20 protein-coding genes and 1 pseudogene are annotated in these 24,863 nt (G+C 68.1%); 15 read left to right on the top strand and 6 right to left on the bottom strand.

Annotated features, from left to right (window positions below):
• The first annotated feature begins 224 nt into the window (after positions 1-224).
• Together FSYMDG_RS01080 and FSYMDG_RS01075 are read left to right on the top strand one after the other, a co-directional pair.
• A complete protein-coding gene (locus tag FSYMDG_RS01080) occupies positions 225-1,280 on the top strand; it encodes a hypothetical protein (RefSeq protein WP_013871781.1) in 1,056 nt (351 codons plus the stop codon).
• 22 nt (positions 1,281-1,302) lie between these two features.
• A complete protein-coding gene (locus FSYMDG_RS01075) occupies positions 1,303-3,201 on the top strand; it encodes a hypothetical protein (protein WP_013871780.1) in 1,899 nt (632 codons plus the stop codon).
• 215 nt (positions 3,202-3,416) lie between these two features.
• Here FSYMDG_RS01075 and FSYMDG_RS01070 read toward each other — a convergent pair whose 3' ends face one another.
• Both FSYMDG_RS01070 and FSYMDG_RS01065 read right to left on the bottom strand, forming a co-directional pair.
• A complete protein-coding gene (locus FSYMDG_RS01070) occupies positions 3,417-3,965 on the bottom strand; it encodes a hypothetical protein (RefSeq protein WP_013871778.1) in 549 nt (182 codons plus the stop codon).
• A gap of 22 nt (positions 3,966-3,987) precedes the next feature.
• Positions 3,988-5,667: a right-handed parallel beta-helix repeat-containing protein gene (locus FSYMDG_RS01065; RefSeq protein WP_013871777.1), complete on the bottom strand. Its 1,680-nt coding sequence runs from the start codon at positions 5,665-5,667 to the stop codon at positions 3,988-3,990.
• A 96-nt stretch (positions 5,668-5,763) separates the two neighbouring features.
• Here FSYMDG_RS01065 and FSYMDG_RS26675 point away from each other — a divergent pair, with 96 nt between their 5' ends.
• The 4 genes from FSYMDG_RS26675 (at position 5,764) to FSYMDG_RS01050 (ending at position 8,608) form a co-directional block, all read left to right on the top strand.
• A complete protein-coding gene (locus FSYMDG_RS26675) occupies positions 5,764-5,949 on the top strand; it encodes a hypothetical protein (RefSeq protein ID WP_131772006.1) in 186 nt (61 codons plus the stop codon).
• Between the two features lie 248 nt (positions 5,950-6,197).
• Positions 6,198-7,478 (top strand): FAD-dependent oxidoreductase, encoded by a 1,281-nt coding sequence (locus FSYMDG_RS01060; RefSeq protein WP_202797654.1) that lies wholly within the window; start codon positions 6,198-6,200, stop codon positions 7,476-7,478.
• Positions 7,479-7,677: 199 nt separating this feature from the next.
• A complete protein-coding gene (locus FSYMDG_RS01055) occupies positions 7,678-8,142 on the top strand; it encodes an ArsR/SmtB family transcription factor (RefSeq protein ID WP_013871775.1) in 465 nt (154 codons plus the stop codon).
• Positions 8,111-8,608 carry an SRPBCC family protein gene (locus tag FSYMDG_RS01050; RefSeq protein ID WP_013871774.1) on the top strand — a complete coding sequence of 166 codons (498 nt, stop codon included), beginning with the start codon at positions 8,111-8,113 and terminating at the stop codon, positions 8,606-8,608. Before FSYMDG_RS01055 ends, FSYMDG_RS01050 begins: the two co-directional genes overlap by 32 nt.
• A gap of 178 nt (positions 8,609-8,786) precedes the next feature.
• Here FSYMDG_RS01050 and FSYMDG_RS01045 read toward each other — a convergent pair whose 3' ends face one another.
• The gene (locus tag FSYMDG_RS01045; protein ID WP_237702932.1) at positions 8,787-9,452 is read right to left on the bottom strand and encodes a GrpB family protein; all 666 of its coding nucleotides are present in this window, start codon (positions 9,450-9,452) and stop codon (positions 8,787-8,789) included.
• A gap of 513 nt (positions 9,453-9,965) precedes the next feature.
• Here FSYMDG_RS01045 and FSYMDG_RS01040 point away from each other — a divergent pair.
• From FSYMDG_RS01040 to FSYMDG_RS01015, 4 genes and pseudogenes are all read left to right on the top strand, one after another.
• Positions 9,966-10,316: a TauD/TfdA dioxygenase family protein gene (locus FSYMDG_RS01040; RefSeq protein ID WP_013871772.1), complete on the top strand. Its 351-nt coding sequence runs from the start codon at positions 9,966-9,968 to the stop codon at positions 10,314-10,316.
• A gap of 13 nt (positions 10,317-10,329) precedes the next feature.
• Positions 10,330-11,445, top strand: coding sequence for an ABC transporter substrate-binding protein (locus tag FSYMDG_RS01035; protein ID WP_013871771.1), 1,116 nt, complete (start codon positions 10,330-10,332; stop codon positions 11,443-11,445).
• 111 nt (positions 11,446-11,556) lie between these two features.
• A pseudogene (locus FSYMDG_RS01025) lies at positions 11,557-12,770 on the top strand (IS3 family transposase).
• A 1,117-nt stretch (positions 12,771-13,887) separates the two neighbouring features.
• Positions 13,888-14,406, top strand: coding sequence for a DUF4232 domain-containing protein (locus tag FSYMDG_RS01015; protein WP_013871768.1), 519 nt, complete (start codon positions 13,888-13,890; stop codon positions 14,404-14,406).
• Positions 14,407-14,826: 420 nt separating this feature from the next.
• On the opposite strand, the gene FSYMDG_RS22440 is transcribed toward FSYMDG_RS01015, so the two are convergent.
• Positions 14,827-15,333 (bottom strand): NUDIX hydrolase, encoded by a 507-nt coding sequence (locus FSYMDG_RS22440; RefSeq protein WP_013871767.1) that lies wholly within the window; start codon positions 15,331-15,333, stop codon positions 14,827-14,829.
• Between the two features lie 606 nt (positions 15,334-15,939).
• On the opposite strand from FSYMDG_RS22440, the gene FSYMDG_RS01005 reads away from it, so the two are divergent.
• The gene (locus tag FSYMDG_RS01005) at positions 15,940-16,806 is read left to right on the top strand and encodes a helix-turn-helix domain-containing protein (protein WP_013871766.1); all 867 of its coding nucleotides are present in this window, start codon (positions 15,940-15,942) and stop codon (positions 16,804-16,806) included.
• A 91-nt stretch (positions 16,807-16,897) separates the two neighbouring features.
• Here the strand turns inward: FSYMDG_RS01005 and FSYMDG_RS01000 are convergent, their stop codons facing one another.
• On the bottom strand, positions 16,898-17,134 hold the full coding sequence (locus tag FSYMDG_RS01000) for a DUF397 domain-containing protein (RefSeq protein ID WP_013871765.1): 237 nt from the start codon (positions 17,132-17,134) through the stop codon (positions 16,898-16,900).
• Positions 17,135-17,925: 791 nt separating this feature from the next.
• Here FSYMDG_RS01000 and FSYMDG_RS00995 point away from each other — a divergent pair.
• The gene (locus tag FSYMDG_RS00995; RefSeq protein WP_013871764.1) at positions 17,926-18,969 is read left to right on the top strand and encodes a hypothetical protein; all 1,044 of its coding nucleotides are present in this window, start codon (positions 17,926-17,928) and stop codon (positions 18,967-18,969) included.
• A gap of 399 nt (positions 18,970-19,368) precedes the next feature.
• Here the strand turns inward: FSYMDG_RS00995 and FSYMDG_RS00990 are convergent, their stop codons facing one another.
• Positions 19,369-20,706 (bottom strand): alkaline phosphatase PhoX, encoded by a 1,338-nt coding sequence (locus tag FSYMDG_RS00990; RefSeq protein WP_013871763.1) that lies wholly within the window; start codon positions 20,704-20,706, stop codon positions 19,369-19,371.
• 1,222 nt (positions 20,707-21,928) lie between these two features.
• Here FSYMDG_RS00990 and FSYMDG_RS00985 point away from each other — a divergent pair.
• The 3 genes from FSYMDG_RS00985 to FSYMDG_RS00975 are packed head-to-tail and all read left to right on the top strand — an operon-like array spanning position 21,929 to position 24,819.
• Entirely contained in the window at positions 21,929-23,773 is a 1,845-nt protein-coding gene (locus FSYMDG_RS00985; protein WP_131788435.1) for a hypothetical protein, read from the top strand.
• A 42-nt stretch (positions 23,774-23,815) separates the two neighbouring features.
• Complete coding sequence (locus FSYMDG_RS00980; protein WP_013871760.1) at positions 23,816-24,079, top strand: hypothetical protein; 264 nt, start codon at positions 23,816-23,818, stop codon at positions 24,077-24,079.
• Entirely contained in the window at positions 24,076-24,819 is a 744-nt protein-coding gene (locus tag FSYMDG_RS00975; RefSeq protein WP_013871759.1) for an alpha-ketoglutarate-dependent dioxygenase AlkB, read from the top strand. The genes FSYMDG_RS00980 and FSYMDG_RS00975 overlap by 4 nt, the downstream gene beginning before the upstream one ends.
• Positions 24,820-24,863: the final 44 nt, after the last annotated feature.

Here is a 24,863-nt window from a genome sequence, read left to right as displayed (position 1 = left end):
TGCACCATGTCCGGCCGAGCTGCGGGTAGCGTCCGCAGTTGCCCTGATCAACTCATGTCACGCCTACCATGAACGGATCGCTACGTTTGCTCTCGATACACAGTAGACGACATTTGGTGACAAATTATGGCGTTGTCACCGAATTGTGGAGCCGTCCGGCTACTCTCGTGACTGGACCTGGGCAGACTCGGACGTGAGCCCGCCGGAGCAGACGGGGAGGGGTCGTGGCACCACCGTACAAACCGCCCGCTAACCCGTATCAGGAGCAGACCGACCACAACACGGGCGCGGCCTGGCTCGACGGCCACAAGCCCGTCGACGTCGACATCGACGGGATGGTCGACTTCGCCAGGAACATGGCGACCGTCAAGGACAACCTCGACGGGAGCACCGGCTACCTGGACCTGCTCGGCTCCCTGCCGACCCAGGCCTGGGATGGCGGCGCCCTGGGCGAGGCGATGTACGTCGCCCAGATGATGGGCTTCCACTACTCCGAGTTCCGGCAGTACTTCGCGTTCCTGTCGCAGGGGCTCAACAACATCGGCATGGCCGCCCAGACCGTCGCCGACGCGTTCCAGGGGACCGACGGATGGTCGGCGGCCACGCTCGACGCGGTCGAGTTCGCCTACGGTGACACCGGCGAGGGCAAGCCACCGGGGCTGCCCCCGGGCTTCCCGGTGAGGACCTGGCAGCAGGCGTTCGACGAGAACGTGGCGAAGGGGAACGGCGCCGCCTCGGGCCAGCTCGACCACTGGACGCTCCAGAGCACTGTCAGTGCCGGGCTCACCACGGTCAAGACGTACGTCAACCAGGACGGCATGACGCGGACGGACACCTCGCCTTCCGGGTCTTCCGGGTCTTCCGGCACGACGACCACCACGCTCAGGGACGCCGACGGCAACGTGATCAGTAGCAGCAGTCAGGCGTCACGCACCGACGTCATCGGCGACACCGTGGTTACCACGACGACGTCCTACGACGGCAACAACCACAGGACCGGTTCACGCACCGAGGAGACCACGTACAGCGGCGACGAAGTCACGAAGCGGAGCACGCAGACCCGTGGCCCCGACGACAAGGTGACCGGCACGACAACGACCGAGACCAACAGCGACGGTACGCAGACCATCACCACGACGAGCGGCAACAACAAGCGGGTGGTCGAGATCGGCGAGGAGACCGAGGGCGAGACGTCCGGTTCGCTGGACAGTCCGGCCCGGGACGCCATGGACGACATCAAGACCCATAATTACCCGATCGCGCCCTGGGCACTCGGGTAGGACGGGACGCGGAGGACCTGGCATGGCGGAGGGTGACTGGAGGAACCTCCCCGTCTACCACGGCGGCGGCCCGAACGGCAGCGGGATGTGGTATGAGGAGCCCGGCTACAGCACCGTCGAGTTCACCCCGGCGGCGAGCGGCGACGGCAGCGACGGGGAGCCGATCGAGGTCATCCGCCGCCGGATCATGAACCAGCACCCGGAGGACATCTCGGCGCTGGCCGACCAGTGGCAGAACGCGTACAACCTGCTGTCCAGCATCAGGCAGCAGCTGCTCGACCAGAGCAACATCCTCTACGAGCAGGCCTGGCGGTCCGCGCGGGCCCGGGACGCCTTCATGGAGAAGGACCCCGGCGAGGCACTCGCGTACCTCCAGGACTGGATGGACGCCGCACTGGACAACGTCAACGGTCTGCGCGCGCTGGTGGACATCGCCCAGCGGTCGCGCGCGGACATGGAGAACCTCTGGAACCGGTACCAGTCCGAGATCGAGGACGCCTCGAACGCGGATGGTTGGACGAGATTCGGGCAGGGCTTCCTGACCGGGGCGTCGCTGGGATTTTACGACGGCGAGGCGGGCGTCCAGAAATCGGAGCAGGAAGCCGTCCGGAAGAAGCAGCAGGAGTTCAACAAGCTGGCCCAGGAACTCGCCTTCAACGTCGGCAACCAGTACGGCGAGACGTTCTCGACGCTGGGCGGCGGGCACGGGGCGCTGTTCAGGCCGATGAACGCCGTGTTGAACACGGTGGGCCACCCGCCGTTCCCCACGATCGGCGCCGGCCCGTCCTCGCTCGGCGGGCCGGCGGGCGGGCCGGGTGCCGCACCCACCATCACCCCGCCGAACGCGCTGTCCAACCCGCCGCTCCCGACGCCGGGCGCCCCACCGTTCCAGCCGGCCGACGTGACCCCGCCGGTAGCCCCGGGGCAGGTTCCCGTGCCGACCGGCCAGCTCAACTCGCAACCGGATGTCGCACCTCCGCCGGCGGTCAACCCGGTGTTCGGTCCGGTGGCGCTGCCGGCAGCTCTGGTCGCGCCCCCGCCGGCGGCCAACCGGGCGTCACCAGGGCTGCCCGCCGCCGCTGCCGCGCCCGCGGCGGCGAGGGCAGCACCGAACGCGGCGAACGCGGCCCTGCCTCACCAGGCTGAGCACGGACGCCAGGATCAACGCCAACGGCCTGAACAGCGGCCTGATCCAGGCCAGGGGCTCCGGGGCGCCGACCGCTGGGGCGACGCCGGGTGCGCTGCGTTCCCCGGCAGCCGCGCCGCCGCCGACAGGGGGCCGGGGGCAGCGGGAGAAGCAGCCGCCAGGTGCCTCGAGGCGGGAACCGCAGGGGCCGGGCGTCAAGGGCCCCCTCGAGGAACCGTTCAGCGGTACACCGGCGGGCACGGCCCCGCCGGTACTGAACAATCAGCGCCCTGCCGGGCAGCGCCGACCAGGCAGCCGCGGGGAACCGCACCCGACGGCGCGGGCCCGGCCCGCTACCCCGGCTCCGCCGCGGCCCGCCGGTGCGGCGCCGCCGGTGTTGAGCAGCCCGGGCAGCAGTCCGACGCACGCGCCGCCTCCCGCGCCGACCAGGCCGAACAGGCCGGGACGAGCCGCGCCCGCGCGGCCGGGGCTACCGGGTCAGCCCGGCAGACCCGCGCCGGGCTCCGAGTGGGCCGGTGCGCAGGATGCGCGAGCGGACGCGTCCGCGCCTGTCCTCGACGCGCCTGTGTCGCCACCCACCGGCGCGGCCGTGTCCGGGCTGGAGGAGACCAGGCTGCGCGGCCGCACCGCCACTACGCCGCCGGTCAGATCCCGCCCGGGGTCCGCGGTCGCGCCGGAGCTGACCGCGCGTCGGGCCAGGCCCGTCGGTACGGCCCCGGCACAGGGCCAGGACGCGCATGCGGACAAGGATCAGCGGATCGTCACCGACGATGAAGCGTTCAGCGTGGACACTCCGGGCGGCAGCGTGGTGACCAAGAAACCCGAGGACAGGTCGTACCGCGCGGAGCCGCCCTCGGCCCTCGGCCGGGGCGGCTAGCCCCGGCGGGCCACCCGCGTCCGGGGCCGGCTGGAGGGCCAGCGGAAGCACGATCATGTTCTTCGTGCCGCCGGCGGCCCGGATCCTGCCGGCGGCCCGGATCCCTGAGTCGCTAGCCGGCCCCGGACGCCAGGCCGAGCATGACGGCGTCCCGCGGCAGCAGCCACGGTGACGCCAGCACCCGCCGTTCGACGAAGCCGACGACGTCGTATCCGCGCAGGGTGGACACGGTCTTCCTGGCGTAGAAGTCGTCTTCGTTCATCTCGGAGAGCCGGACGAGGTCGACGGCGTACCGCGCGAAGTCGCTGGGCGTGACGTAGAACACCACGCCGCTGGTCGAGCCGAACTCACTGTTCTGCCCCCACTCGAAACGCTCCTCGCCGTCGGCGCGTGTCTCGTTGGGGGTCACGACGTACGACCCGAGAATGGCGCTGACGAGTCTCGCCTGCACCCCGGAGGCGATCTCATCGAAATCGGCCGGCAACAGATGGTCATCCCACGGTGGTGCGGCGGCGCTGACGTCCGGCACGAAAGTGACGTTCACAACGTAGTTGAGGAGCATGGCGAAGACGCCTTCGTAGAGGTCCGCGACAGGCGGTTCGTGCTCCCGCGGCTCGTGGACCACCTTGACCGGGTAGTCGGCCTTCGGGCTGACCTTCATCCTGCGCAACCTCCGATCGGGCTCATCGCGTCGCGGCGAGCAGGTCGTCGAGCACGAGCGTACGGAGGTCGTCGCGGCCGGGCACCCGGCCCAGTGCCCGCAACCGGCCGGACTGCGCCTTGCGCATGCCCTCCAGCAGTTTGCGCGCCTCGCGCGCGTTGCCGAAGTTCTGGTCGCGTTCAATCTGGCTGAACCACTCGAAGAGAGCGTCGTCGACGCCTGATGCGAGCATGTAGTCGTCGTTCCGTGCGATGCGGTCGGCGATGAGCACCAGTTCCTGCGGCGAGTAGTTCTCGAACTCCAGTGTCTTGGCGAACCGGGAGGCGAGACCGGCGTTGGCGTCCAGGAAGTCCGCCATTTCGGCGGTGTAGCCAGCCACGATTACGGCCGCCTGGTCACGGTGGTCCTCCATGAGCTTGACGAGCGTGTCGATGGCCTCCTGACCGAAGTCGGCGCTGGCGCCGCTGGAGCGGGACAGGGTGTATGCCTCGTCGATGAAGAGGACGCCGCCCATGGCCTCCTCAAAAACCGACGTGGTCTTCTCGGCGGTGTGACCGATGTACTGGCCGACCAGGTCCCGCCGGGCAACCTCCTTGAACTTGCCGTTGGGCAGCACCCCCAGTGCCTTGAGCAGCTGGCCGTAGAGCCGGGCGACCGTGGTCTTGCCGGTGCCCGGGGCGCCGGTGAAGACGAGGTGGTTGCTGACCGCGCCGACGGCCAGGCCGGCGTCACGCCGCCACTCGTTGACCTGGATTTCGTCGATCAGTGCCCGCACCTCGGCCTTGACTCCACCCAGTCCGATCATCGAGTCCAGTTCGGCGAGCAGCTTGTCGACCTTCTCCGCGTCCTGGCCGGTCGCCCCCTCGATGGCGCTGACGCCGACCTTGGGTCTGTGCGCGGTGTCGTCGGCCTCACGGATGACCGGTGTGGCGCCCTCATCCACGTGGATGCCGGGCACGGCCGTGTCCTCGACCCGGGTGCCTTCAACGATGCCGCCGCACCCGCGGCCGAACATGATGCCGACACCGTGGGTGTCGTGCACCCAGCTGTTGGTGATGGTCGGTGAACTCTGGTGCGCGACCGAGATGCCCACGTCCCCGGTCCCGGAGATGTCACACCGCTCGATCGTCGGCCGCGCCGCCTGGTACACGTAGACCCCACGGAAGCCGCAGCCCTCGATCGTGCAGTTGCGGATGGTCGGGTCCGCGCCGAGGCGCACGATGATCCCGTCGTCCGCGATGTTGCGCACCTCGCACTTGTCCAGGATGCCGCCGGCGTCCTCGATGACGATGCCGTACTGCCCCTGAACGACCTTGACGTCAGAGGCTTGGACGTGGGCACCGTCGCTCACGCTGACCCCGGCCGCGTACCCGGCGCTGACCTGACATGCGTCGATCTGGAGTCGGCCGCCGGCCGCGGCCACCGCCGGATAGTCGCCGGCCGCCAGAACCAGCCCGCGCAGCGTCACCTCCGCGCTGTCGCAGGCCACCGCGGAGCCATCCGCGGCCGTCGCGTCGATCGTCACCGATCCCGGGTCGGCCGCCGCCGTCAGGGTCAGCCGCCGCCCCCGCAGCCGAAGGGCTTCGGAGTAGACGCCGGGTTCGATGGAGATCACAGCGCCGTCCGTCGCGATCTCCAAGGCGTCCTGGATTGTCGGATACGCCCCGGTCCGTCGCGGGGACACCATCACTGTTTGTGCCATAGCTCCGCCCGGTCCGGCGCCAAGAGGACGCCCCGAGAGTATCCGGCACCAAACGGGACCACCGGGAGCTGGAGCGCTCATCGTCCGGTGGTGCTCGTGGGGTCCTCCGGAGTGGGCAGGTCCTCGATCCCGTGTGCCGGGCTGCTGGCCGGTCTCGACCACCGGCACGAGGCGGATCTGGGCGAGTCCCTGGCCGGCCGGTGCCGCTGCCCACGCCGGGAGCCCAACCACTGCGGGCAGGCGTCATTTCGGCTCGCGGACCGGCCCGCACACCGTCAGTGACAGCGCTGGGACGGTAGACGCCGAGCGCGCCCTGCGCCGCCAGGGGTCTGACCCCCGAACCCGCGGATTGAGAGGCACCGGCAGTGCATCCGCAGATGTCCGCCAGCATCGGCCGCACGGGCATCCGTCGTTCGCGCACGTCCACCAACGTCCGCCAACGTTTTCGTCACTCACCGCTGTCAGGCAGACACCCCTAGCCTCTACACTCGTAGTGTTGAACGCTGTGAGTACCGAAGATCTCACCAGCGATGAACAGTTCCGGGGGGAGCAAGGCAATCATGCCCACAGCGATGATCATCGGTGCCGGGATCGCCGGCCCGGTCGCCGCGATGGCCCTGCAGCGAGCCGGGATCGACGTCATCGTGCACGAGGCGTACCCGGCCCCGACCGCGGAGGTCGGTTCGTGGATCGGCCTGCAGACCAACGGCCTGGACGCGCTGCGGGCGATCGGCGCCGACCGTACCGTCCGCGAGCTTGCCGTCCCGACACCGTCGATCGCCTTCCGGACCAGCACCGGCCGGGTGCTCGGCGAGATCCCGACCGGCCGGCCGCTGCCGGGCGGGACCACGGGGGTGTCGATAAAGCGCTCCGACCTGCACCGCGCCCTGCGGGACGAGACATCCCGCAGGGGCATCGAGATCCAGCACGGCCGGCGCCTGGCGGGCGTGGCCAGCGGCGCCGACGGGGTCGTCGCCACCTTCGCCGACGGCGGCACGGCCACGGGCGACCTGCTCGTCGGCTGCGACGGCATCCACTCCCGGGTGCGGGAGTCGCTGAACCCGTCCGGCCCGCGGGCACGCTACGTCCCGATACTGAATGTCGGCGGCTACGCCAACGTCACACCGCCAGGTGACCGCCCCGGCGTGCTGACGATGACGTTCGGCAGGCGGGCGTTCTCCGGCCGCCTCGTCACCCCCACCGGGCAGACGTGGTGGTTCGCCAACCCGCCGCGGCGGGACGAACCGGCCGACGGCGAACTGGGGCGGATCAGCGACGCGCAGTGGCGGGACTCGCTGCGCCAGCTCTACGGGCTCGACCGGTCCCCCATCATGGATCTGATCGCCGCCACCCCCGGGCCGCTGACCGGCTGGACAACGTACGACCTGCCCACCGTCCCGGTCTGGCACGACGACCGGACCATACTGATCGGCGACGCCGCGCACGCCACCTCACCCTCGTCCGGCCAGGGTGCGTCGATGGCGATCGAGGACGCGGTCATACTCGGACAGTGCCTGCGCGACCTGCCGGTGCCACGGGCGTTCGCCCGGTTCGAAGCGCTGCGCCGACCCCGGGCGGAGCGGGTCGTCGCCGAGGGCCGGAAGTCCAGCCGGCTGCGCTCGGTCGGGCCGGTCGGCCGGCTGGCCCGCGGCCTCGTGCTGCCGCTGGTGCTCAGGCACGCCGCCGGCAGCGGCGCCGAGTCACTCGCCTGGATGCACCAGCATCACATCGACTGGGACGCGCCGGTGACGACCGCTGGCGTCCCGGCCCCGACTCCCGCGAAAGACGTCCCGACGAACCTGCCCGGCTGACGTCCACCGGCCGCGGTCACCGCCAGGCCGATCCCACCGATCCCACCAGGTCGCCCCGGCCGCGGACGCCCGACCGCCACAATCGTGATCATGCGTCCGCACGGCCGGGGACGGACGCGTCGCCGGCCGCGGCCTGGCCGACACATCGTCCCGTCCGACGCCTTGCCCAGCCCGGCGGCAACGGCTAACGTACAACCCGATGGTTGTACATCAGGAGTCCGCCGAACGCGCCAATCGCCTCTTCCATGCCCTGGCTGACGCGACGCGGCGTGAGATCGTGACCCTCACCCTGACCGGTGAGCAGTCGGTCTCTCAGCTCGCCCGGCGGTTCCCGATGAGTTTCGCGGCCGTCCAGAAACACGTGGCGGTGCTGGAACGCGCCGGGCTGGTCACCAAGCAGCGACAGGGCCGGGAGCAGCGGGTACGAGGCAACGCGGACGCCCTGCGCGAGGCCCGTCGGCTGCTGGACCAACTGGCGGACGTATGGCGGGGGCGTATCGACCGGATCGACGCGATCCTCGCCGGCCCCGGCCCCGGCCCCGGCCCCGGCCCCGGCCCCGGCCCCGGCCCCGGCCCCGGCCCCGGCCCCGGCCCCGGCCCCGGAAACAGCGAAAACAGTGGGGAGCACGCACATGCCAGTGATCGACATCCAGAAGAACCCTGAAGCCCTCACGCTGACGCTCACCGCGCGGTTCGACGCGCCGCCGCCGCGGGTGTGGCAGGTCTGGCAGGACCCCCGTCAGCTCGAGCACTGGTGGGGCCCGTCGACCTACCCCGCTACCGTCGTCGACCATGACCTGGCACCCGGCGGTACGGTCACCTACTTCATGACCGGACCGGAGGGCGAGAAATACCACGGCTGGTGGCGCGTCCTGTCCGTCGACGCCCCGCACCGGCTGGAGTTCACCGACGGCTTCGCCGACGACTCCGGCCGCCCCAACCCCGACATGCCCGTCACGGCCGTCCGCGTACAGCTCACCGCGGACGGCGAGGCCGCCACCGTGATGACGATCGAGAGCGTCTTCCCCACGCTTGCGGCGATGGAACAGTTGGTGTCCATGGGCATGGTCGAGGGCATCTCCGCGGCCGTGGGTCAGATCGACACGCTGCTGGGCTCCCTCACCGTCTGACAAGGGCCGTCACCGTGACCGCGGCCTCGTACCGTCCACGGCTCCCCGTCCACGGCTCCGCCTGTCGGCCTGTCCACCCGTCCACCGGACAGGCCGACAGGCCGACGGCCTCGGACCAGACCGCGACCGGCCGGTGAAGGGCAGCTGACCCAGGAAGGACTGGTGCCAGCCGTCGTGGTCAGCGGGCCGGCAGCGACCATCCCGCCGTGGCGGCCCATGTCCGCGCCCTGCTCATGATGTCGGCGATGAGCGGCGGCTTGGCATCGGCGTAGGCGTTCATGTCCGGCCAGTCGCGGGCGGCGAGTTCCTGCTTGAGGGCCTGGTAGGCGGCGCGGTCGGCCGTGTCGTGCCGTAGCCAGTCACGGAAGAGCAGGTGTCGACGCTCCCACGGGCTGCCCACCGGGCAGATATGGACATGGACCGTGAGATCCGGGGTGCGGACCATGCGATGCTCCGCGTCCCGGACCCGCAGCCTGTACCCGGCCTCTTCAAGCGGCGTCACATAGTGTGGCTCGTCCTCCAGATCCGGCACGCTGACCTGGATATCCACGATCGGCTTGGCGGCGAGACCCGGGACGGATGTGGAGCCGATGTGCGCGATGCGCCGGGCCCGCGAGCCGATGGCCGCTTCTATCCGGCCTCGTTCCGCCTGGAACCGCCCAGGCCATGCCGGGTCGTAGTCGACGATCCGGATAACGCGGTGCTCCACCCCACCGATCAGCTCAGGACCTCCAGCCACCGTTCCATCCTGCCCGGGACGCGGCAGTTTCCGACGAACCAGGCCGTCGATCTCCAGGTATGGCATGACCTCCAGGTATGGCATGGCCTGGTTTCTCTCCGCCATCAGGTGATCTGCCGCGCGTGGGCGCCGAGCTCCTCGACTAGCCCGCAGGCCGGGCGCCGTCCCGCGGAAAGATCCGCCCACGCGGGCGGGCGTCGTCCATCCCAGCCACGGAGCGCGCCGGCAGAGGAGCGGGGACGGACGAGGCAGAAAACTTCGGAAAGTAGTCAAATAGATCCTTTCGCGAAATAGATCGTTTCCGTAGATACGGAAGAAGAAGGAAAAATGATCTATATTTGCGGTATATAATTCCTGATAAATCCGTATTAGCAGATCTAAGTGCAACGTCGCGCGCCCTCGCTCACACCCAGAGATCGGTCACCTGGCGTGCATGCGAGCGCTGCCGCTCGCGCCGTACACCCTCACCACGAAGGACGACGTGCGCACACATCCCCTCCATCCACACCCCGCTCCCCGGGACGGCGCGGCACCGTCCCGCCCCCGGCTAGACGCCTCGGCACGGGCGTCCCAGGCCATCCCTGAGCACCGCCCACCCGGCCCGTCCGAACTGACCAGATGACGTTCGACCCCACCGCCGTGACGAAACTCGGCCCGCCGGCAGGAGCGGAGATCCACAACCTGGACCTGCGCGTACCGCTGTCCCGGGGTGAGCTGGCCGCTCTGACCGAGCTGCTCGACGTCCACAAGCTGCTGCTCTTCCGTGGCCAGTCCCTCGACAGCCAGCGGTACGTCGGCTTCTGTCGCAACTTCGGCTCGGTCGTTCTGAGCTGGCCGGCGGGGGATGTCGCCATCTGGGACAACCGCGTCCTGCTGCACTACGGAGTCCGCGGCCACGGCTCCTTTCCACGCGAACTCGAACGGGTACTCGTCGCCCGCCCGTCGCCACTAGTCGAAAAACTTGTCTGAGGATTTCAACCACATGTCAGAGAAACCTTTCCCGCCGCGACGCGTCGCCGCGGCCATGGTCGCCGCGCTGCTCGCGTTGCTGGCGCTCGTCGCCTGCGGCGGCGCCACCACCGGGCCGTCCAGAAACACCACCGGATCGTCCGCGAGCCCGGCCGGGCCGACCACCCGCACGGTCGTCGACATGGCCGGCAACAGCGTCACGATACCGGCGCGCCCGGAGCGGATCGTCACCAACTATCCGGCGGTGACGCAGATCGTGTTCATGCTCGGCGGGATCAGAAGAATGGCCGGCGTCCCCCTGAGCAACCTGACGACCCTGCCGCTGTTCAAGAAGATCTACCCACCGCTCGCCGACCTGCCCGCGGCGTTCGGCTCCGACACCACCAGCGTGAACGCCGAGACGTTGCTCGCCCAGAAACCGGACCTGGTGCTGCTGTCGGCCGGAAACAGCTCCCTGACCAAGAAAATCATCGACCTGGGAATCCCCGCGGTCCAGATCGCCGGGTTCTCGAACGCCGAGCAGCTCAAGAGCGGCGTCACCCTCATCGCCAGCGTCCTCGGCGACCAGGATGCCGCCAACCGGGCCAAACAGTACGTCGACTACTACGACGACGCGGTCAGAAGAGCCCAGGACGGCACCAGGGACCTCACCGACGCCCAGCGGCCGAAGGTCTACTACACCGCCAACAATCCACTGAACACCGAGGGCAAAGGGTCAATCATCGACTCCTGGGCCAGAACCGGCGGTGGAAGGAACATCGCCGCCGACAACGGCGTCCAGGGCACCTTCAAGGACGTCGCGCTGGAGACGATAGCGTCCTGGAACCCGGATGTGATCGTCTGCCGGGATCCGTCGACCTGCAACGAGATCCGCAAGGATGATCGCTGGTCCACGGTGGCCGCCGTGCGGAACAACCGTGTGCTCCCCAACCCGCGGGGCGTGTTCGTCTGGGCCGCCCGCAGCGCTGAGGCCGCCCTGCAACCGCTCTGGGTCGCCAAGACCCTCCACCCCGACCGCTTCCAGGACGTTGACATCAGCCACGAGGTGAAGACCTTCTACAGCACCTTCTACTCCTACAACCTGACCGACGCCGAGGTGAACGAGATCCTCAACCCCGTGGTGTCCTGACACCGCAGCCCCAGCCACACCCCACCGTCCCTCGCCCTCCCACCCGCGCTCGCGACGGGAGGGCTGGAGTGATCCCGCTTCCGTGGACAGCGAACCTGAGGTTCACTGTCCATAGGGAAGGAGCGTCATGGGTCAGCTCGCCGGAAGTTCACCCAGGAGTACAAATCCGAGGCAGTAAGGTTGGTGCTCGACTCGGGCCGGTCGGTGACCGAGGTCGCGAAGAGTCTGGGTATCCACGAGACCACGTTGGGAAACTGGGTGAAGAAGGCGAAGGAGAACGGCGAGACCGAGGAGCGGCCGCTGTCGGTGTCGGAGCGCGCGGAACTTGAGGAGCTCCGGAAGAAGTACGCGCAGGCGCAGATGGACATCGCCTTCCTAAAAAAAGCGGCGAGCTTCTTCGCGAGCGAGCAGAAGTAAAGTTCGAGTTCATCTCGATACACGCTCCGAAGAAGCCTGTGTCCGCCGACGGCGCGAACACCTTTCCCGTCGACTACATGTGCAAGAAACTCGACCTGTCCCGACAGGGCTACTATGCGTGGAAGAAACGCGGCCCGTCTCGGAGGGAGAAGGACGACGCCACCTTGTCGACCATGATCAGAGCTGTTTTCGACCGTCACGAGGGGCGGTACGGCGTGCGGCGGATCTTCCACGAGATCCGCCGCCAGGGCGTCGCCGTCGCCTACAAGCGGGTCCAGCGGCTGATGGCGACGATGGGCCTGGTCAGCGTGCATCCGCGTCCCCGCCGGCCGGTGACGACGGTGCAGGCCGCGGACTCCTCATCGCTGCCTGATCTTGTCGGCCAAGACTTCGCCGCGTCCGCACCGAACCAGTTGTGGTACGGCGACATAACATATATTCGCACCTGGGATGGCTGGGTGTACATGGCCTCCGTCATCGACGCGTTCTCTCGGAAGATCGTCGGCTGGGCGGTCGCCGATCACATGCGCACCGAACTCGTTCTCGACGCGCTTCGTATGGCCGTCACCCGCCGGCGGCCACCCGGCGGCGTCATATTCCACGCCGACCGAGGCGGTCAGTACACCAGCCGTGAGTTCGTCGCCTTCTGTCGCGACAACAACGTCCGAAACTCCGTCGGCCGTACCGGGATCTGTTTCGACAACGCCGCGGCGGAGTCCTTCTGGGCCACCCTCAAGAAGGAGTTCGTCCACCTCCACCCGTTCGATACCATAGACCGCGTCCGGGCGGGGATCTTCGAATATGTCGAGATCTACTACAACCGGCAGCGGTTGCACTCCTCGATCGGCTATCTCACGCCTGTCGAGTTCGAGGAAGAATTTGACGGACAAACACTTCGTGCTGCATAGTTAGGACTGTCCACGAAAGTGGGAACCCTCCAGGCGGGGCGGGCGCCCGTGAGGGCGGTGGTGAGTTGGTCGGTGGTGGTGACCTCGATGGTGCGCAGCGGGGGTGGGACGGACGGGAGTGCGGCGAGGACCGCGGCCGGCACCGGCGCGGCGGGGACGGCCGGCTTGGCAGCCGCGGCCGGCGCGGCCGGTTTCGACACGCCCGCGGCGGCCGGCGCACCCGCCGCGCCCACGGCCGCGGCCAGGGGCGTTGACGTGCCGGATGCCGCTGGAAGCGTCGGTGCCGTTCCGTCGGTTACGGAGGGTTGGGGTCGCGGGTAGCCGCTGGTCGGTGACGCGGTACCGGTGGCCAGCTCCATCAGATCGGACTTGGCCGGATTGCATGCGGTGAGCCCACCGGCCAGCAGAACAGCAGCGGAAAGCGTGAGAACCACCGGCAGCCGGCCGGCGACCGGGCGGAGCGCGGCCCCGTCCCGCCCAGAACGGTCGGCCGTGTCGGTCGTCCGGCGGCGGGGCAAAAGAGCTGTGTCCGTTACTGACGATCGCGCTGGAGCACCCCACCGTAAGCTGTCTCTGATCATCATTGGCCCTGCTGCTCCTTCCACAGGTTCCGATCTTCGTGAACCCCCCCGAGAAGGACAAATTGGAGTATAGGGCTGACTTCGATGCTTTCGGTCGCGTGTCCGGTACACGTTGGCATGCGGTGGGCCCGCCGCAGGCCTGCCGTGGGCATCTGGGCATATCGCGGGCATATCGTGACGGGATGACGGCCGCCCGGCCCGTCAACGACGCGTTGGCCTCCCGGCGCGGCCCGCCACCGCGTTGGACCCGGACACGACCCGGACGCGGCCCCGGCAGGGCGTCACAGCCGTCGTTACCAGGCCGGCGTCGCGGCTGAATACCGCGCGCCGGGGTGACCTCTCACGTGCGGGCCGGTTGATGCAAGACTTGCCCACATGCCGAACAGACCCCGAACCCGTGCAACCCGGATCGTCGTGACGGGGGTCGGGCTGCTGTTTCTCGCTGGTGCCGCCGCCTGTGGCTCCGACGGCGGGACGCCGGCACCCGGGACGTCGTCGGGGCCGCCGCGCCGCTTGGCGCGGAGGCCGGCACCAGGGTGCAGACCGGCAGCGACGGTTCCTCCTCGCGTCCGCCGGCCGGCCCCGGCGGCCAGCTGAGCCCGGCGCCCGGATCGCCACCGGTGTGTACCGAGGCGCGTCTGCGGGTGGCCGTGGGCGCGTCCGCGGGTAATCCGTCCGCCGAGCGCCAGGGGTTCGTCGTCGTTCTCACCAACACCTCGGACCAGCCGTGCTCGGCGATCGGCTATCCGTCCGTGGCCGCCACGGACGACAACGGACGACAGGAACGGCCGGCGGCCCGCTCCGAGGGCGGCAACCTGTTTCGGGTGGGCCCGCCCGAAACGGTGGTCCTCCAGCCGCAGGGCACCGCGTCGTTCGGTGTCGAGTGGACGGCTGTACGGTCCGGCGACGATTCCGCCTGCCTGCCCTACGAGCAGTTCGTGGTCATTCCGCCGCACCAGACCCGCGGCCAGGTACTGGAGCGCCAGACAACCATCTGCGACGCGTTCCAGGTGCATCCCGTTGTGGCCGGAACCTCCGGGACGCGGCCCCGGTAGCCGGCATTCGTGCCTGTCGGCACAGCCAGCCAGCTCCGGCGGACGCGTGAATTCCGCACGAACTCAGGCAGTACGGCGGTAGGACGGTAGGACGGTAGGACGGTAGGACGGTAGGACGGTAGGACGGTAGGACGGTAGGACGGTAGGACGGTAGGACGGTAGGACGGTAGGACGGTAGGACGGTAGGACGGTAGGACGGTAGGACGGTAGGACGGTAGGACGGTAGGACGGTAGGACGGTAGGACGGTAGGACGGTAGGACGGTAGGACGGTAGGACGGTAGAGCCGACAGCGCTATGGCAGTGGCCGTAGCGGATCTGATGGTGTCGTAGCTCCACAACGCCACATATTCGTCGCGTCCTGGTTTTTCACGCCACGATTTTGTTGCACGACGCTTTCGTCATGCCATGGTGTCATGACCTTACGAGGATGCCCGCACGCCCGAGATGGCCCGTAGCCGGGGCACCGCGCACAGTCGTTGCGGGTTCCATCCCAACTCTGAGTACACGTCGTTGTCCTGCCAACGGGCCAACGCCTCCCGGTCGAGAGCCGCCAGGGATTCCGGCAGCGTGTTCAGGTGATGCCACTGCAGGCGGCTTACCCGGGGGTCCGTGCCCGGTGTGGGTATCCCGCTCCAGTGGGTCAGCCGGAAGAACAGCCCCAGTCGTTCGCCGCCGCCGACGGACCGATGATGGGCTACGTGCGCCAGCCACACATGGGTCGCCATTGTCATCACCGACAGGGTCTCGTCGGCTATCCGTAGCACGGCTTCGATCGCGGGTTCCCCACTACCAAGTTCAGACCACGGTAACTGCCATGGTGAATCCGACTCGGCGCCACGACAGAGCAGTACCGATCCGTCCACGCGCCACATCAGCACATGAACGTCGACCGGCAACCCCGTGCCCGGGCCGGCATTGTCGACCATCACCACTCCCACCCTCGGCGGGTGCCGCCAGCAGTGGCACCAGGCCACGGATGCGCCCACACCCTGTTCCAGAGGAGCCGCCCCGCGACCGCCCTGCCATCCCCTTGCAGCCAGCTGGCCATCCCGCCGACATCGTCGTCCGTCCGTCCGCCCCGGGGATCGACGATCCTCCGGTGCCCGGATTCACACCACATGGCGGGAAGACATTCCGCGCCAGGGCCGGCGACCCGGAAAGGCGACCGTGAATGCCTCATTGGCATGTCCGGGTACCGGTCCGCCGACCGGTACCCGATCGCATTGCCGCGCTGTCGGCGGTGAACCGTCGTGGCCCCGGAACACCGGACAGCCATGACGACGGGCACTGTTCCGGTGATCGGTGACGGCGTCATCGGCGTCGTCGAACACCGGGTGTGTCCGTGGGTTGTCATCACGGCCTCCCCGGAACCCCCTGTGTGCGTGACATCAGCACAGCTGCCTGCACATCATGGCGTTCGTTGCGTGCAAATGCAAGGCGCGGGTGCACGTGCAGAAGGTGTCGGAACCTGTCAGGTCATGAAGATCGGATGTCATACTCTTGTGATCAGACGACGGTGAAGGGGGCGGGTTGTGACGGCGCTTGAGTCCGGTGGGGGTCCCACCGTGCGCCGGATTCTCCTCGGCTCCCTGTTGCGGCGGCTGCGCGAGGAGAAGGGCATCAGCCGCGAGGACGCCGGGTACAGCATTCGAGGCTCCGAATCCAAGATCAGTCGTTTGGAGCTGGGGCGGGTCAGCTTCAAAGAGCGGGACGTGGCCGATCTGCTCACCCTCTACGGCGTCACAGACGATGCCGAGCGAGCGCCGCTGATGGAACTGGTCCGGGAAGCCAACACGCCGGGCTGGTGGCAGAATTTCACCGACGTCCTCCCGAGCTGGTTTCAGTCGTACCTGGGCCTGGAAGAGGCCGCGACGTTGATCCGGACCTACGAGGTGCAGTTCATCCCGGGTCTGCTCCAGACCGAGGACTATGCGCGCGCTGTCATGAAGCTCGGCAACAGCGGGGCCCGGCCCAAGGACATCGAGCGTCGGATCAGCGTGCGGATGAACCGTCAGAAGCTGCTTGCCAGACCGTCGCATCCCAGATTGTGGGTTGTGATCGACGAGGCCGCGCTGCGGCGTCCACTTGGCGGCCCCGCAGTGATGCGCGCTCAGCTGGAACATCTGATCAAGCTGGCGAGTCAGCCCAATCTCAGCCTGCAGATCATGCCTTTCCGCTTTGGTGGGCATGCGGCCGAGGGCGGTGCCTTCTCCATCCTGCGTTTTCCCGAAGCGGACCTGCCGGACATCGTCTACATCGAGCAACTCGCCGGCGCGGTCTACCTGGACAAGCGGGAGGACGTGGACCGCTACATGGAAGCGATGGATCGTCTCTGCGTCGACAGCGTGCCTCCCGCCGCCAGTATCGAGGCGCTGAACAAGATCATAAACGAGCTCTGATCGGGGGGAGGCCCGCACCGGGCGGGCTGAAGCAGGCGGACTACCCCAGCCCCCGCGCGGACGGTACAGCTCGGGCCCCGGCGGACCAGCGCTACCGCAGGAATTCGTCGAAGTCGCCGTCCCTGGCCCCGAGGATGAGCGCCTCGATCTCGGCCTGGGTGTAGATCAGGGCCGGGCCGTTCGGGTCCCTGGAGTTGCGGACCGCGATGATCTCCGACGACAGCCTTGCCAGCTCGACACAGTTTCCCTGGGAGTTGCTGCGCCGGCTTTTCTTCCAGGCGACCGCTGGTAACGCGGTTGTGGAAATCCCGTTGTAGATCTCGGGCAAGTTGGCCTCCTTCGTGTGACGGGACTGAAAACAATATGATCATGGTTTCCGGCATCCGGGATGCCGCTCGGATCCGGGTGCGGCAGTAGGTCCGGAAGGCTCAGCCTGTCCGGGCCGCCGCTGGAAGCCGGTCCCGGGCGCTCGGTAGGTATCTCGGGCTCGACCTCGGGACCGTAGTGATCGCGACACGAAATACGACCTGATCCAGTACCGCGGATGCTGCTTGGCTCCGGCTCCGGCTCCGGGGCCGGAGCCGGGGGTGGCGACCCCGCCTCCTGTGTGGACCACGTTCCCTCCCCCTCTGCCGATGAGCAACTGGGCGGTCGAGCATTAGCGCGTGTGCATATGCACGTACTTCGTGGGAAGGATACAGCACGGTCATTCGCACGTGCATATGCGAGACCTGCTCCGGGGCATGGTTGCCGGGCGCGTACTTCGGCCGATCTGCCGGCCGGCATCCCTCCATCCGGCCCAGGCGTACCGACGCGGACGGGGAATTGTGATCATTCTCATTGTTCGGGTGTTGGTTGCCTTCTGATCGTCGGCATCATGCCGCTTCTCGGCGGGCGTGGAGTGCTTCCCGGCCGTCCGGGCGTCGATGTCCGGAGTGTGGGGCCCGGCGCGTGGAGGGCCGACCGGGATGTGGCGACTTTCGCCGGCAGCATGTGTTGCGGATGGCTCCGATCCACTAGTATTCTTACTATCTGTAATACGGTTAATTCTCGTCGTTATCGCCGCGTACGGTTTGCCCGCTGCGGGGCACCACCGCTTGGCCAACCTGGGGGACGGTCATGCTGCTGGGAGGGGTCGAGCGGGTCGAACGGGTCGTCGAGCAGGACACGGTGGTTGAGCAGGTCACAGCCGAAGCCAGCCTGCGTGCGTTGCGCAACCAGTGGGACGAGGTCGGGCAGCAGCTTCTTGACCTGCTGAGAACCCCCGAACTGCTGCGGATCACCGAACTGGATCGTCGGCTCACCAGTTTCGACATCGCAGCCTTCCGTTCCGCGAGCACACGCGTCGAGCGGGACCAGCGTGTCGAGGAGTTCGTTGCCGCCCGCGACAGCGCCAAACGCCGGTTGTGGGAGGCCGAGCGGGTCCGTGACAGTTGCCGGTCGGCTGCCAGCGACGCGGCCGCAGCCCTCGCCGCGGTCGAGCGGGCACGTTCTGATCTCACCGAGGCCATCCGGTTACGTGCCGAGGTTCAGCGGTTGGAGGCCAGGGCCGCGCACACCGCCTCCATGGCACTCTTCGCCGAGAGGCGGCTACGGGACGCCCGCAGACAGCGGACCAGACTTGCCAACGACTGGCGGAGCGACCGGTTCGGCAACCGCAACGAGCGATCGCGTCTCGGTGGCCTCATGTCGCGGCGGCAGGCCGAGTTCGGCGCGGCCGTGACGGCAGCCGCCGAGGCGGACCGTCTGCTCTGCCAGCACCGCGCACGTGTCGAGCCACTGATAGCCGTTCATGAACGGGCCGCCACGTCGGTGACCGTCGAGGAGATCGCCCGCCGGGACGCCGCCGCGGGCCAGGCATGGTCGGCGCTTGCGGAGGCGAACCGGGCGTGTCGTGCTGTCGCCGAGGAAGCCGATCGTTGTGAGGCGGCCCTCTGGCCGAGGCGGCCCGACAGCCAGGTGCGACCGATGAGGACCGGAAAACGGTCGAGGACGCGGAACGCGCAGGCTGTCCGGCGCTTGTCCGTGAGCGGGAGCGCCTGGTGGAGCTCGTCGCCCCACTGCTCGCCCGCCGCAGGGAACTGGAACGGCGCTACGAGCGACTGCTCGCCGATACGGCGAGATATCCATCGGAGGAAGCCTGCTGACCGGCCGACGAACTGACGGGAGACGGCGCGGACCGGCAAGAAGGCAGGGCAGAGGGTCCAGGAAAGGACGTAACGGGGCCGCTGGCCCTGCCTGCCATACGGCCAGTCAGGTCCTGGCCGGCCGGGGAATCGAAAACAAAAATCTACAGGATTTTGTCAAATGCAAAACAAGAACTCGAAGGAAGGGGCGGGAAAGATCGGAAGGAAGGCGTGAAGGGCCGAGGACCGCTCCGGGCCCCGTCTGTACGACCAGCTGGATCGTGGCGTGGTCGCAGGTCGGAGAGCTGCTATAGATCTTGGCTGGAGAGTTCCGCGTAACCCGCACCGGTGACGCCGTGGCGTTGTCGTGTCGCTTCGGCTCCGACAACGCCACGGACAGGACCTCTACCTCTGTCGTGTCTGCCCTCCTGCTTGCCTATCTGGCTCGCCAGGGGCCGGTGATCGCGATGGTCAGGCCGTCGACCTGGGCGTTGGCATACAGCCATGTGCCGTCCGGGGAGAACGTCACACCGGCCCACTCGCCGTCGGAGTGGGCGTTGCGTGCCAGCGGGTAGACGGTGCCGTCGTCACCCACGACGGTCAGGTAGTTCTCACCGTCGCCGTCCTCGGCGAGCACGATACTGCTGCCGTAGGGAGAGATGGTGATGTTGTCAGGGCCGTCGAAACGCCCGCCCGGGGCGATCCTGACCACCAGTTCGATGGTCGACTTCCGCGGGTTGAACTCCCAGACCTGCCCCTCGTGCACACCTGCCAGTCCGGAGCTGGCCTTGGCATAGCTGGAGACGATGTAGGCGCTTGTCCGCTCCCAGAAGATTCCCTCGGCCTTGGATACGCGGGTGACCGCGTTGCCGGCGAACTGCTTGCGGACCGACGTGGTCGTCGCGTCCGGATCGGGCACGTCGACCCAGGTGACCGGCAGTGTGGTGCCGAGTTCGGTGAACACGGAGAGATCGGGTACGCCGGCCACCGCGAGCGCCTGCAGCTTCCCGCCCGCCCGCAGGCTGCCCGGGCCGCCCAGCGGCTTCGCAGGCAGGAACCGGTAGATCAGCCCGAGCGGCGAGCCCGCGTCCTCGGTGAGATACAGGATCCCGGTCTTGGGGTCGACCGCGACCGCCTCGTGCGCAAAGCGTCCGAGCGCTTTCAACGGGACGGCCTCGGCGTCGTTTAGGCGGCCCTGGGGGTCCACTTCGAAAACGTAACCGTGCCTCTTGGTCAGGCGGGCGTCATCGGCCGGAGTCAGTTCGGTCTCCTCGCACGACAGCCATGTTCCCCAGGGGGTGTTGCCGCCGGCGCAGTTACGGATCGTTCCGGCGAGGCTCGCCACCTGCGAGAGCAGTTGGCCGCCCTCGACCGTGACGGTGGTGGTGCCACCCGCGGCACCCGGGTCGTAGACGATCCCGGGCAGGTGCGGAACCGGGTCCGTCGCACCCGGGGAAAGCTCGTGGTTACGTACCAGTACCGCATTGTTGCGCTTGCGTCCGGGAAAGGCGAACGAGCCGTCCGGGAGTCCCGGAAGTTTCTCGCCCGTCTGCAGCGTGTCCACACCGGCTCGGGAGAGAACCTTGTACTGGAAGCCCTTGGGGAGATCGACGATTTTTGCGGGGTCGGGGATGAGCTCCCCATAGCCGTGGAACCCGTTCGGCGCCGCGGCCGAGGCAGTCCCACCGAAGATCGAACCGACCGCTCCTGACAACACGAATCCCAGACCCGCCGTTCCGGTACCGGCGATGACCTGGCGACGACTTACAGACATGGGTACTTGTCCCCTCTTTGAAACACCGGGTCCGCACGTTTGCAGACCCATATGGCCACGAGGCGACACCCAGCCGAACGGCAGTCGACCACTTGATCGATGTATTCCGCCGGATACTGATTGTAGGGGTGGTTTGGTGTTATCAGAAGTTCATCGGAAATTCTGCTTTTCGGGAATGTCGGATTCTGTTCGCGACCCGCCGGGGGGCCACCGGACCCGCTCCTTCCGCGGACGATGCCTGCCATGAACCTGCCATGAACCTGCCACGAACTCCTGCTCGGATCGTCCCGCTCCGCATGTGCGGCCGCCGGTCAGGTCCGGACGGATGCGACCGGAAACGCGATCGTCCACGCTCCGCACGCGCGGGCCGCCGGGGCCGTGCCCTCGCGACCGCTGTGTCGGTCGTCATGTGGTTTTCCGCGCTTCGTGGTCGAAACGAGGCCTTCGGGCCTGCCAGTGCGATGATGGCGCTGGCGGTCGCCCCGTTCGCCAGGATGATCGTCATTTCGTTGGTGAGCAGGCCATAGCTCAGCCACAGAGTCACCCCCAGCCCGAGGATGCCCAGATAGGTCCAGGAGATATCCCTGGCGGACCGTGTCCGCCAGGACCGCAGAAGCTGTGGCAGCCAGCATCCCGTCGTCAAGGCGCCTGCCAGCAGACCCAGTATCGTCATCCGCGTCCCCTCCCGTTGTTCCGGTCGAGGATATAGGGGCCTGCTGGACGTGCTCTAAAAGAAAGGTGTTCACTGGCTGACTGCCCCCTGACCGTGCTGGTCGTGCTGTGGCCTGACCTGCGGCTGTGTTGTTTGTGCGCTCGAGGAGCGGGCGTCCTGTGATGCTTGTCATAGCGCTCCATACGCGCTCTTGTGCCGACGCGCGGACGAATCCGTGTACCCGCGGTAGCCGATATCTCGATGTCGTCAACGCCGAATGTCCGCTGCCTGTCCGCTGTGCGGGATGCTGTCGTCGAGTGTACCCGAGCGGCTTCGCCGTGACCATTCGGTGGAGCCATGAACATTTGGCAGGGGTCGCCAAATGTTTTGGCATGAAATCCTTGGCGGAGGGGTGCGCGCGGCCGGTTCTCGCGTTACCGTTCATATGTCCACGTTGGTCGCCTGGCTTCGCCCCTGACCCGCCGGAGTGATGGGCATGTACGTGCAGATCGACTGGCCGTTTACAGACTGCTGCAACTGGCCCGCATATTCTTCTGGTCGTGGGTCGAAATGAGTCGGCCCGTGGGCTGGGACGTTCTCGGCCTGGACGCCGATCCGGCGCCGGGTGACCCCTTTGCCGTGTGGGATCTCGAGCGCCGGCTCCTGGAGTTCGCCGCGGACGTAGAATGTGCCCGCGGCCAGGTCGTTACGCTGACCGCTGACGGGGCGGCGCGGTCCTGGCTGGGGCGGGCCGGCGACGCCTACCGAGACGAGCACGGTGAACTCCCCGGGCAGTTGCGCACGCTCGAGATGTCCCACCGCATGGTCGGGGACGCACTGAACGCCTACAGGCCGGTCCTGGAGACGGCACAGGCACAGGCGGATGCCGCGCTCGCGAGAGGCCGGGACGCCCATGCCCGCCGGGACCAGGCCCGGGCGCTGGCCGCTCTGGCACGGAGCACGCTGATTTCCGCGTCGCCCGTGCTGGCCATACCTGCCCCTGTATCTGACCCTGTCATACCTGGCGTGTCCGGCGCGGTCGCCCCGAGCCTCCTCACAGGCCCGGTCGAAGTGCCTCCACCTGATCCGGCCCGGGTCGCGCGGGCGATCCGTGACCGTGACGTGGCCGTGGCCCATCTCGAGCAGGCGAGAAAATCCTTCCAGGACGCGCAGGCCGACCTGGATATGGCCTGCCGCCTCGCCTCGTCCGCGCGGCAGATGCGGGAGGATGCCGCGACGATCTGCGCGGCCGCGATCCGTGCAGCTTCCCGGGCGGGAATCCGGAACAGGCCCCGGCATTTCTGGGAGGCTCTGACAGAACGGGCCGGGCGGTTCTGGAACGCGGCTGTCCGGGTCGCGAAAATCACCGTTGCCGTCCTGGGCGTGGTCGCGCTCGTCATCGGTGGGCCGGCCGCGTGGGTGGTGCTCGCCGCCGCGCTCGTGGTCCTTGCCGACACCCTCGCCCGGTATGGTGCCGGCCGGGCGTCCCTGGGGGATGTCGGGCTCGCGTTGCTCGACTGCGTTCCCGGCAGCAGAGGGCTTGTCACGCTCGGCGGACTCGCTCGCGGCGTCCGTGGCGCCGGCCAGGTCCTGCGCGGGGGCCGGCTCCTCACACGCTCCACGCCGGCAGCCAGCGGTACTCGCCTTACGTCGTTGGCCGCCGAGATCCGAGGCTCCGGGGCACGCACCAGTAGGTCGGCACGGAAATTTCCGGCCCGGAATCCGTCGGCGGGTGAGGGCACCGCGGATGCTGGCAGCGTGCTGCCCACCGTCGACGGCGCGGTCACCGGTCGGGCGGGTGCGGTGGGGTGGGCCGGCGACGGAGGGCTCACGCTCACCGCTGAACAGAACGCCGCCGTGGATCGTTTCCTGGCTCAGGCCGCCGGGGCGGAACCAGATATTCGTGTGCCATTATCATTACTGGTGGCACGTCAACCAGACGCCGAGCTGGTGGGTCTTGACCAGGCGTTGAAATTCGCCGACTCCCTGAAACGGAAGGCCGCCGTCACATTGCTCAACGCCCCCAACGTCTCGATCGGCGAGGCACTCGCCCGTATCCGGGACTCGATCCGCTACACCGTCCGCCTACCCGCGGACACCTACAGCGGAGCGGTGCGTGACATCGTGACGAGCCTGCGTTCCCATGGTTTCGAGCAGATCGACTTCAAGAACGGATGGGGAGGCGACGGCTATCAGGGGATCAATTCGACCTGGCGCGATCCGGGATCCGGCCGGGCATTCGAGCTGCAGCTGCACACCGCTGACAGTTTCGACGCAAAAACGATCACGCATGCACTGTACGAGCAGGCCCGGTTACCCGGCACCAGCGCGGCGCGTCGAAGCGAACTGGACGCGGAACAGAACGCGGTCTTCGCCCGGGTACCTGTTCCGGCCGGCGCCGTGGATCTGACGTAGGGAGTGGAGACGCAGGGAGTGGATCTGACGTAAGGAGCCACGGTGAGCCGGACGACATACTATTTCGCGACCAATCCGCTGATTCCAGGAAAAGGGGTGATAAGCATCTTCCGTCGCCGGAACGGTACGCTGCCCGCGGACGAGGTGTTCTCCCGGGACGGACGATGGCACACGACCGACTACCTTCGTCTCTACCGGCTCGGGCATGATGACGACGACCTTGTCGAGGTTTCCGAGGCGGACGCGAACACCCTCATCGACACGTGGACGCGCGCGTGGGGACTCGTCGACAGGGAGCGGACATGACATCCGATTTCCCAGCCCCAGCCGGGACGTCCGATCCTGGGCCGGACGCTTCCGTCGGGACGGCTGGGGAGGGCGCCCGCGGTACCAGCCTGATCGCCCCGGACGCCACCTTCGAGCGGATTCAGCTGGATGACCGTTCCTGGATCGACGTGGCGCGTAACTGGATGACCGGCGCGGAGCAGCTCTACGCCGAACTGGCCCGCACCCTGCCGTGGAAACAGGGCAGCGTGTGGCGTTATGAGCGCTACCTGGAGGAACCGCGGCTCACCGCGTGGATCGCCCGTGGCCGGGTGGTGCCCTCTCCTGCCCTGCTTGAGGCCTACCGCGCGTTGCGCCGGCGCTACCAGGTTGATTTCGACGGGTTCGGATTGTCCTGGTACCGGGACGGCAACGACAGCGTCGGTTTTCATCGGGACCGGGAGATGCGCTGGCTCGACAACACGGTGATCGCGATACTCACGACGGGTGCTCGCCGGCCGTTCCTGGTGAAGTCCCGCCATGTGCCTGCCGGGCGGCGGATTCTGAACGACGACAGCGACGCCCGTGATCTCGCTCCGGGTCCGGGTGACCTACTTGTTCTCGGCGGACGTTGCCAGGCCGACTGGCTGCACGCCGTACCCAAGGTGCCCGAGGTGGTGGAGGGGCGGATCTCTGTCCAGTGGCGGTGGACGTCCCGGACAGGCCCACCGGAGCGAGGCCCCGGCTACGGGGCGCCGCGTACCTTCTCCCGCCCCCGATGACCTCCCGCCCCCGATGGACCTGCCCGTTCCCGCCGGCTGCCGGA

Source organism: Candidatus Protofrankia datiscae, assembly GCF_000177615.2.
In the GTDB taxonomy this organism is placed as follows: domain Bacteria; phylum Actinomycetota; class Actinomycetes; order Frankiales; family Frankiaceae; genus Protofrankia; species Protofrankia coriariae.
This window is presented reverse-complemented; position numbering and strand designations above follow the sequence as displayed.

Excerpts from the sequence above, each read along its gene's own strand:
- FSYMDG_RS22440 (WP_013871767.1), bottom strand. The coding sequence starts at position 15,333 with ATGGTCGACAATGCCGGCCCGGGCACGGGGTTGCCGGTCGACGTTCAT.
- FSYMDG_RS01045 (WP_237702932.1), bottom strand. The coding sequence starts at position 9,452 with ATGGCGGAGAGAAACCAGGCCATGCCATACCTGGAGGTCATGCCATAC.
- FSYMDG_RS00975 (WP_013871759.1), top strand. The coding sequence starts at position 24,076 with ATGACATCCGATTTCCCAGCCCCAGCCGGGACGTCCGATCCTGGGCCG.
- FSYMDG_RS01040 (WP_013871772.1), top strand. The coding sequence starts at position 9,966 with ATGACGTTCGACCCCACCGCCGTGACGAAACTCGGCCCGCCGGCAGGA.
- FSYMDG_RS01065 (WP_013871777.1), bottom strand. The coding sequence starts at position 5,667 with ATGGCACAAACAGTGATGGTGTCCCCGCGACGGACCGGGGCGTATCCG.
- FSYMDG_RS01055 (WP_013871775.1), top strand. The coding sequence starts at position 7,678 with ATGGTTGTACATCAGGAGTCCGCCGAACGCGCCAATCGCCTCTTCCAT.
- FSYMDG_RS00985 (WP_131788435.1), top strand. The coding sequence starts at position 21,929 with ATGAGTCGGCCCGTGGGCTGGGACGTTCTCGGCCTGGACGCCGATCCG.
- FSYMDG_RS01075 (WP_013871780.1), top strand. The coding sequence starts at position 1,303 with ATGGCGGAGGGTGACTGGAGGAACCTCCCCGTCTACCACGGCGGCGGC.
- FSYMDG_RS01070 (WP_013871778.1), bottom strand. The coding sequence starts at position 3,965 with ATGAAGGTCAGCCCGAAGGCCGACTACCCGGTCAAGGTGGTCCACGAG.
- FSYMDG_RS01035 (WP_013871771.1), top strand. The coding sequence starts at position 10,330 with ATGTCAGAGAAACCTTTCCCGCCGCGACGCGTCGCCGCGGCCATGGTC.
- FSYMDG_RS00995 (WP_013871764.1), top strand. The coding sequence starts at position 17,926 with ATGCTGCTGGGAGGGGTCGAGCGGGTCGAACGGGTCGTCGAGCAGGAC.
- FSYMDG_RS00990 (WP_013871763.1), bottom strand. The coding sequence starts at position 20,706 with ATGTCTGTAAGTCGTCGCCAGGTCATCGCCGGTACCGGAACGGCGGGT.
- FSYMDG_RS01060 (WP_202797654.1), top strand. The coding sequence starts at position 6,198 with ATGAACAGTTCCGGGGGGAGCAAGGCAATCATGCCCACAGCGATGATC.
- FSYMDG_RS01050 (WP_013871774.1), top strand. The coding sequence starts at position 8,111 with ATGCCAGTGATCGACATCCAGAAGAACCCTGAAGCCCTCACGCTGACG.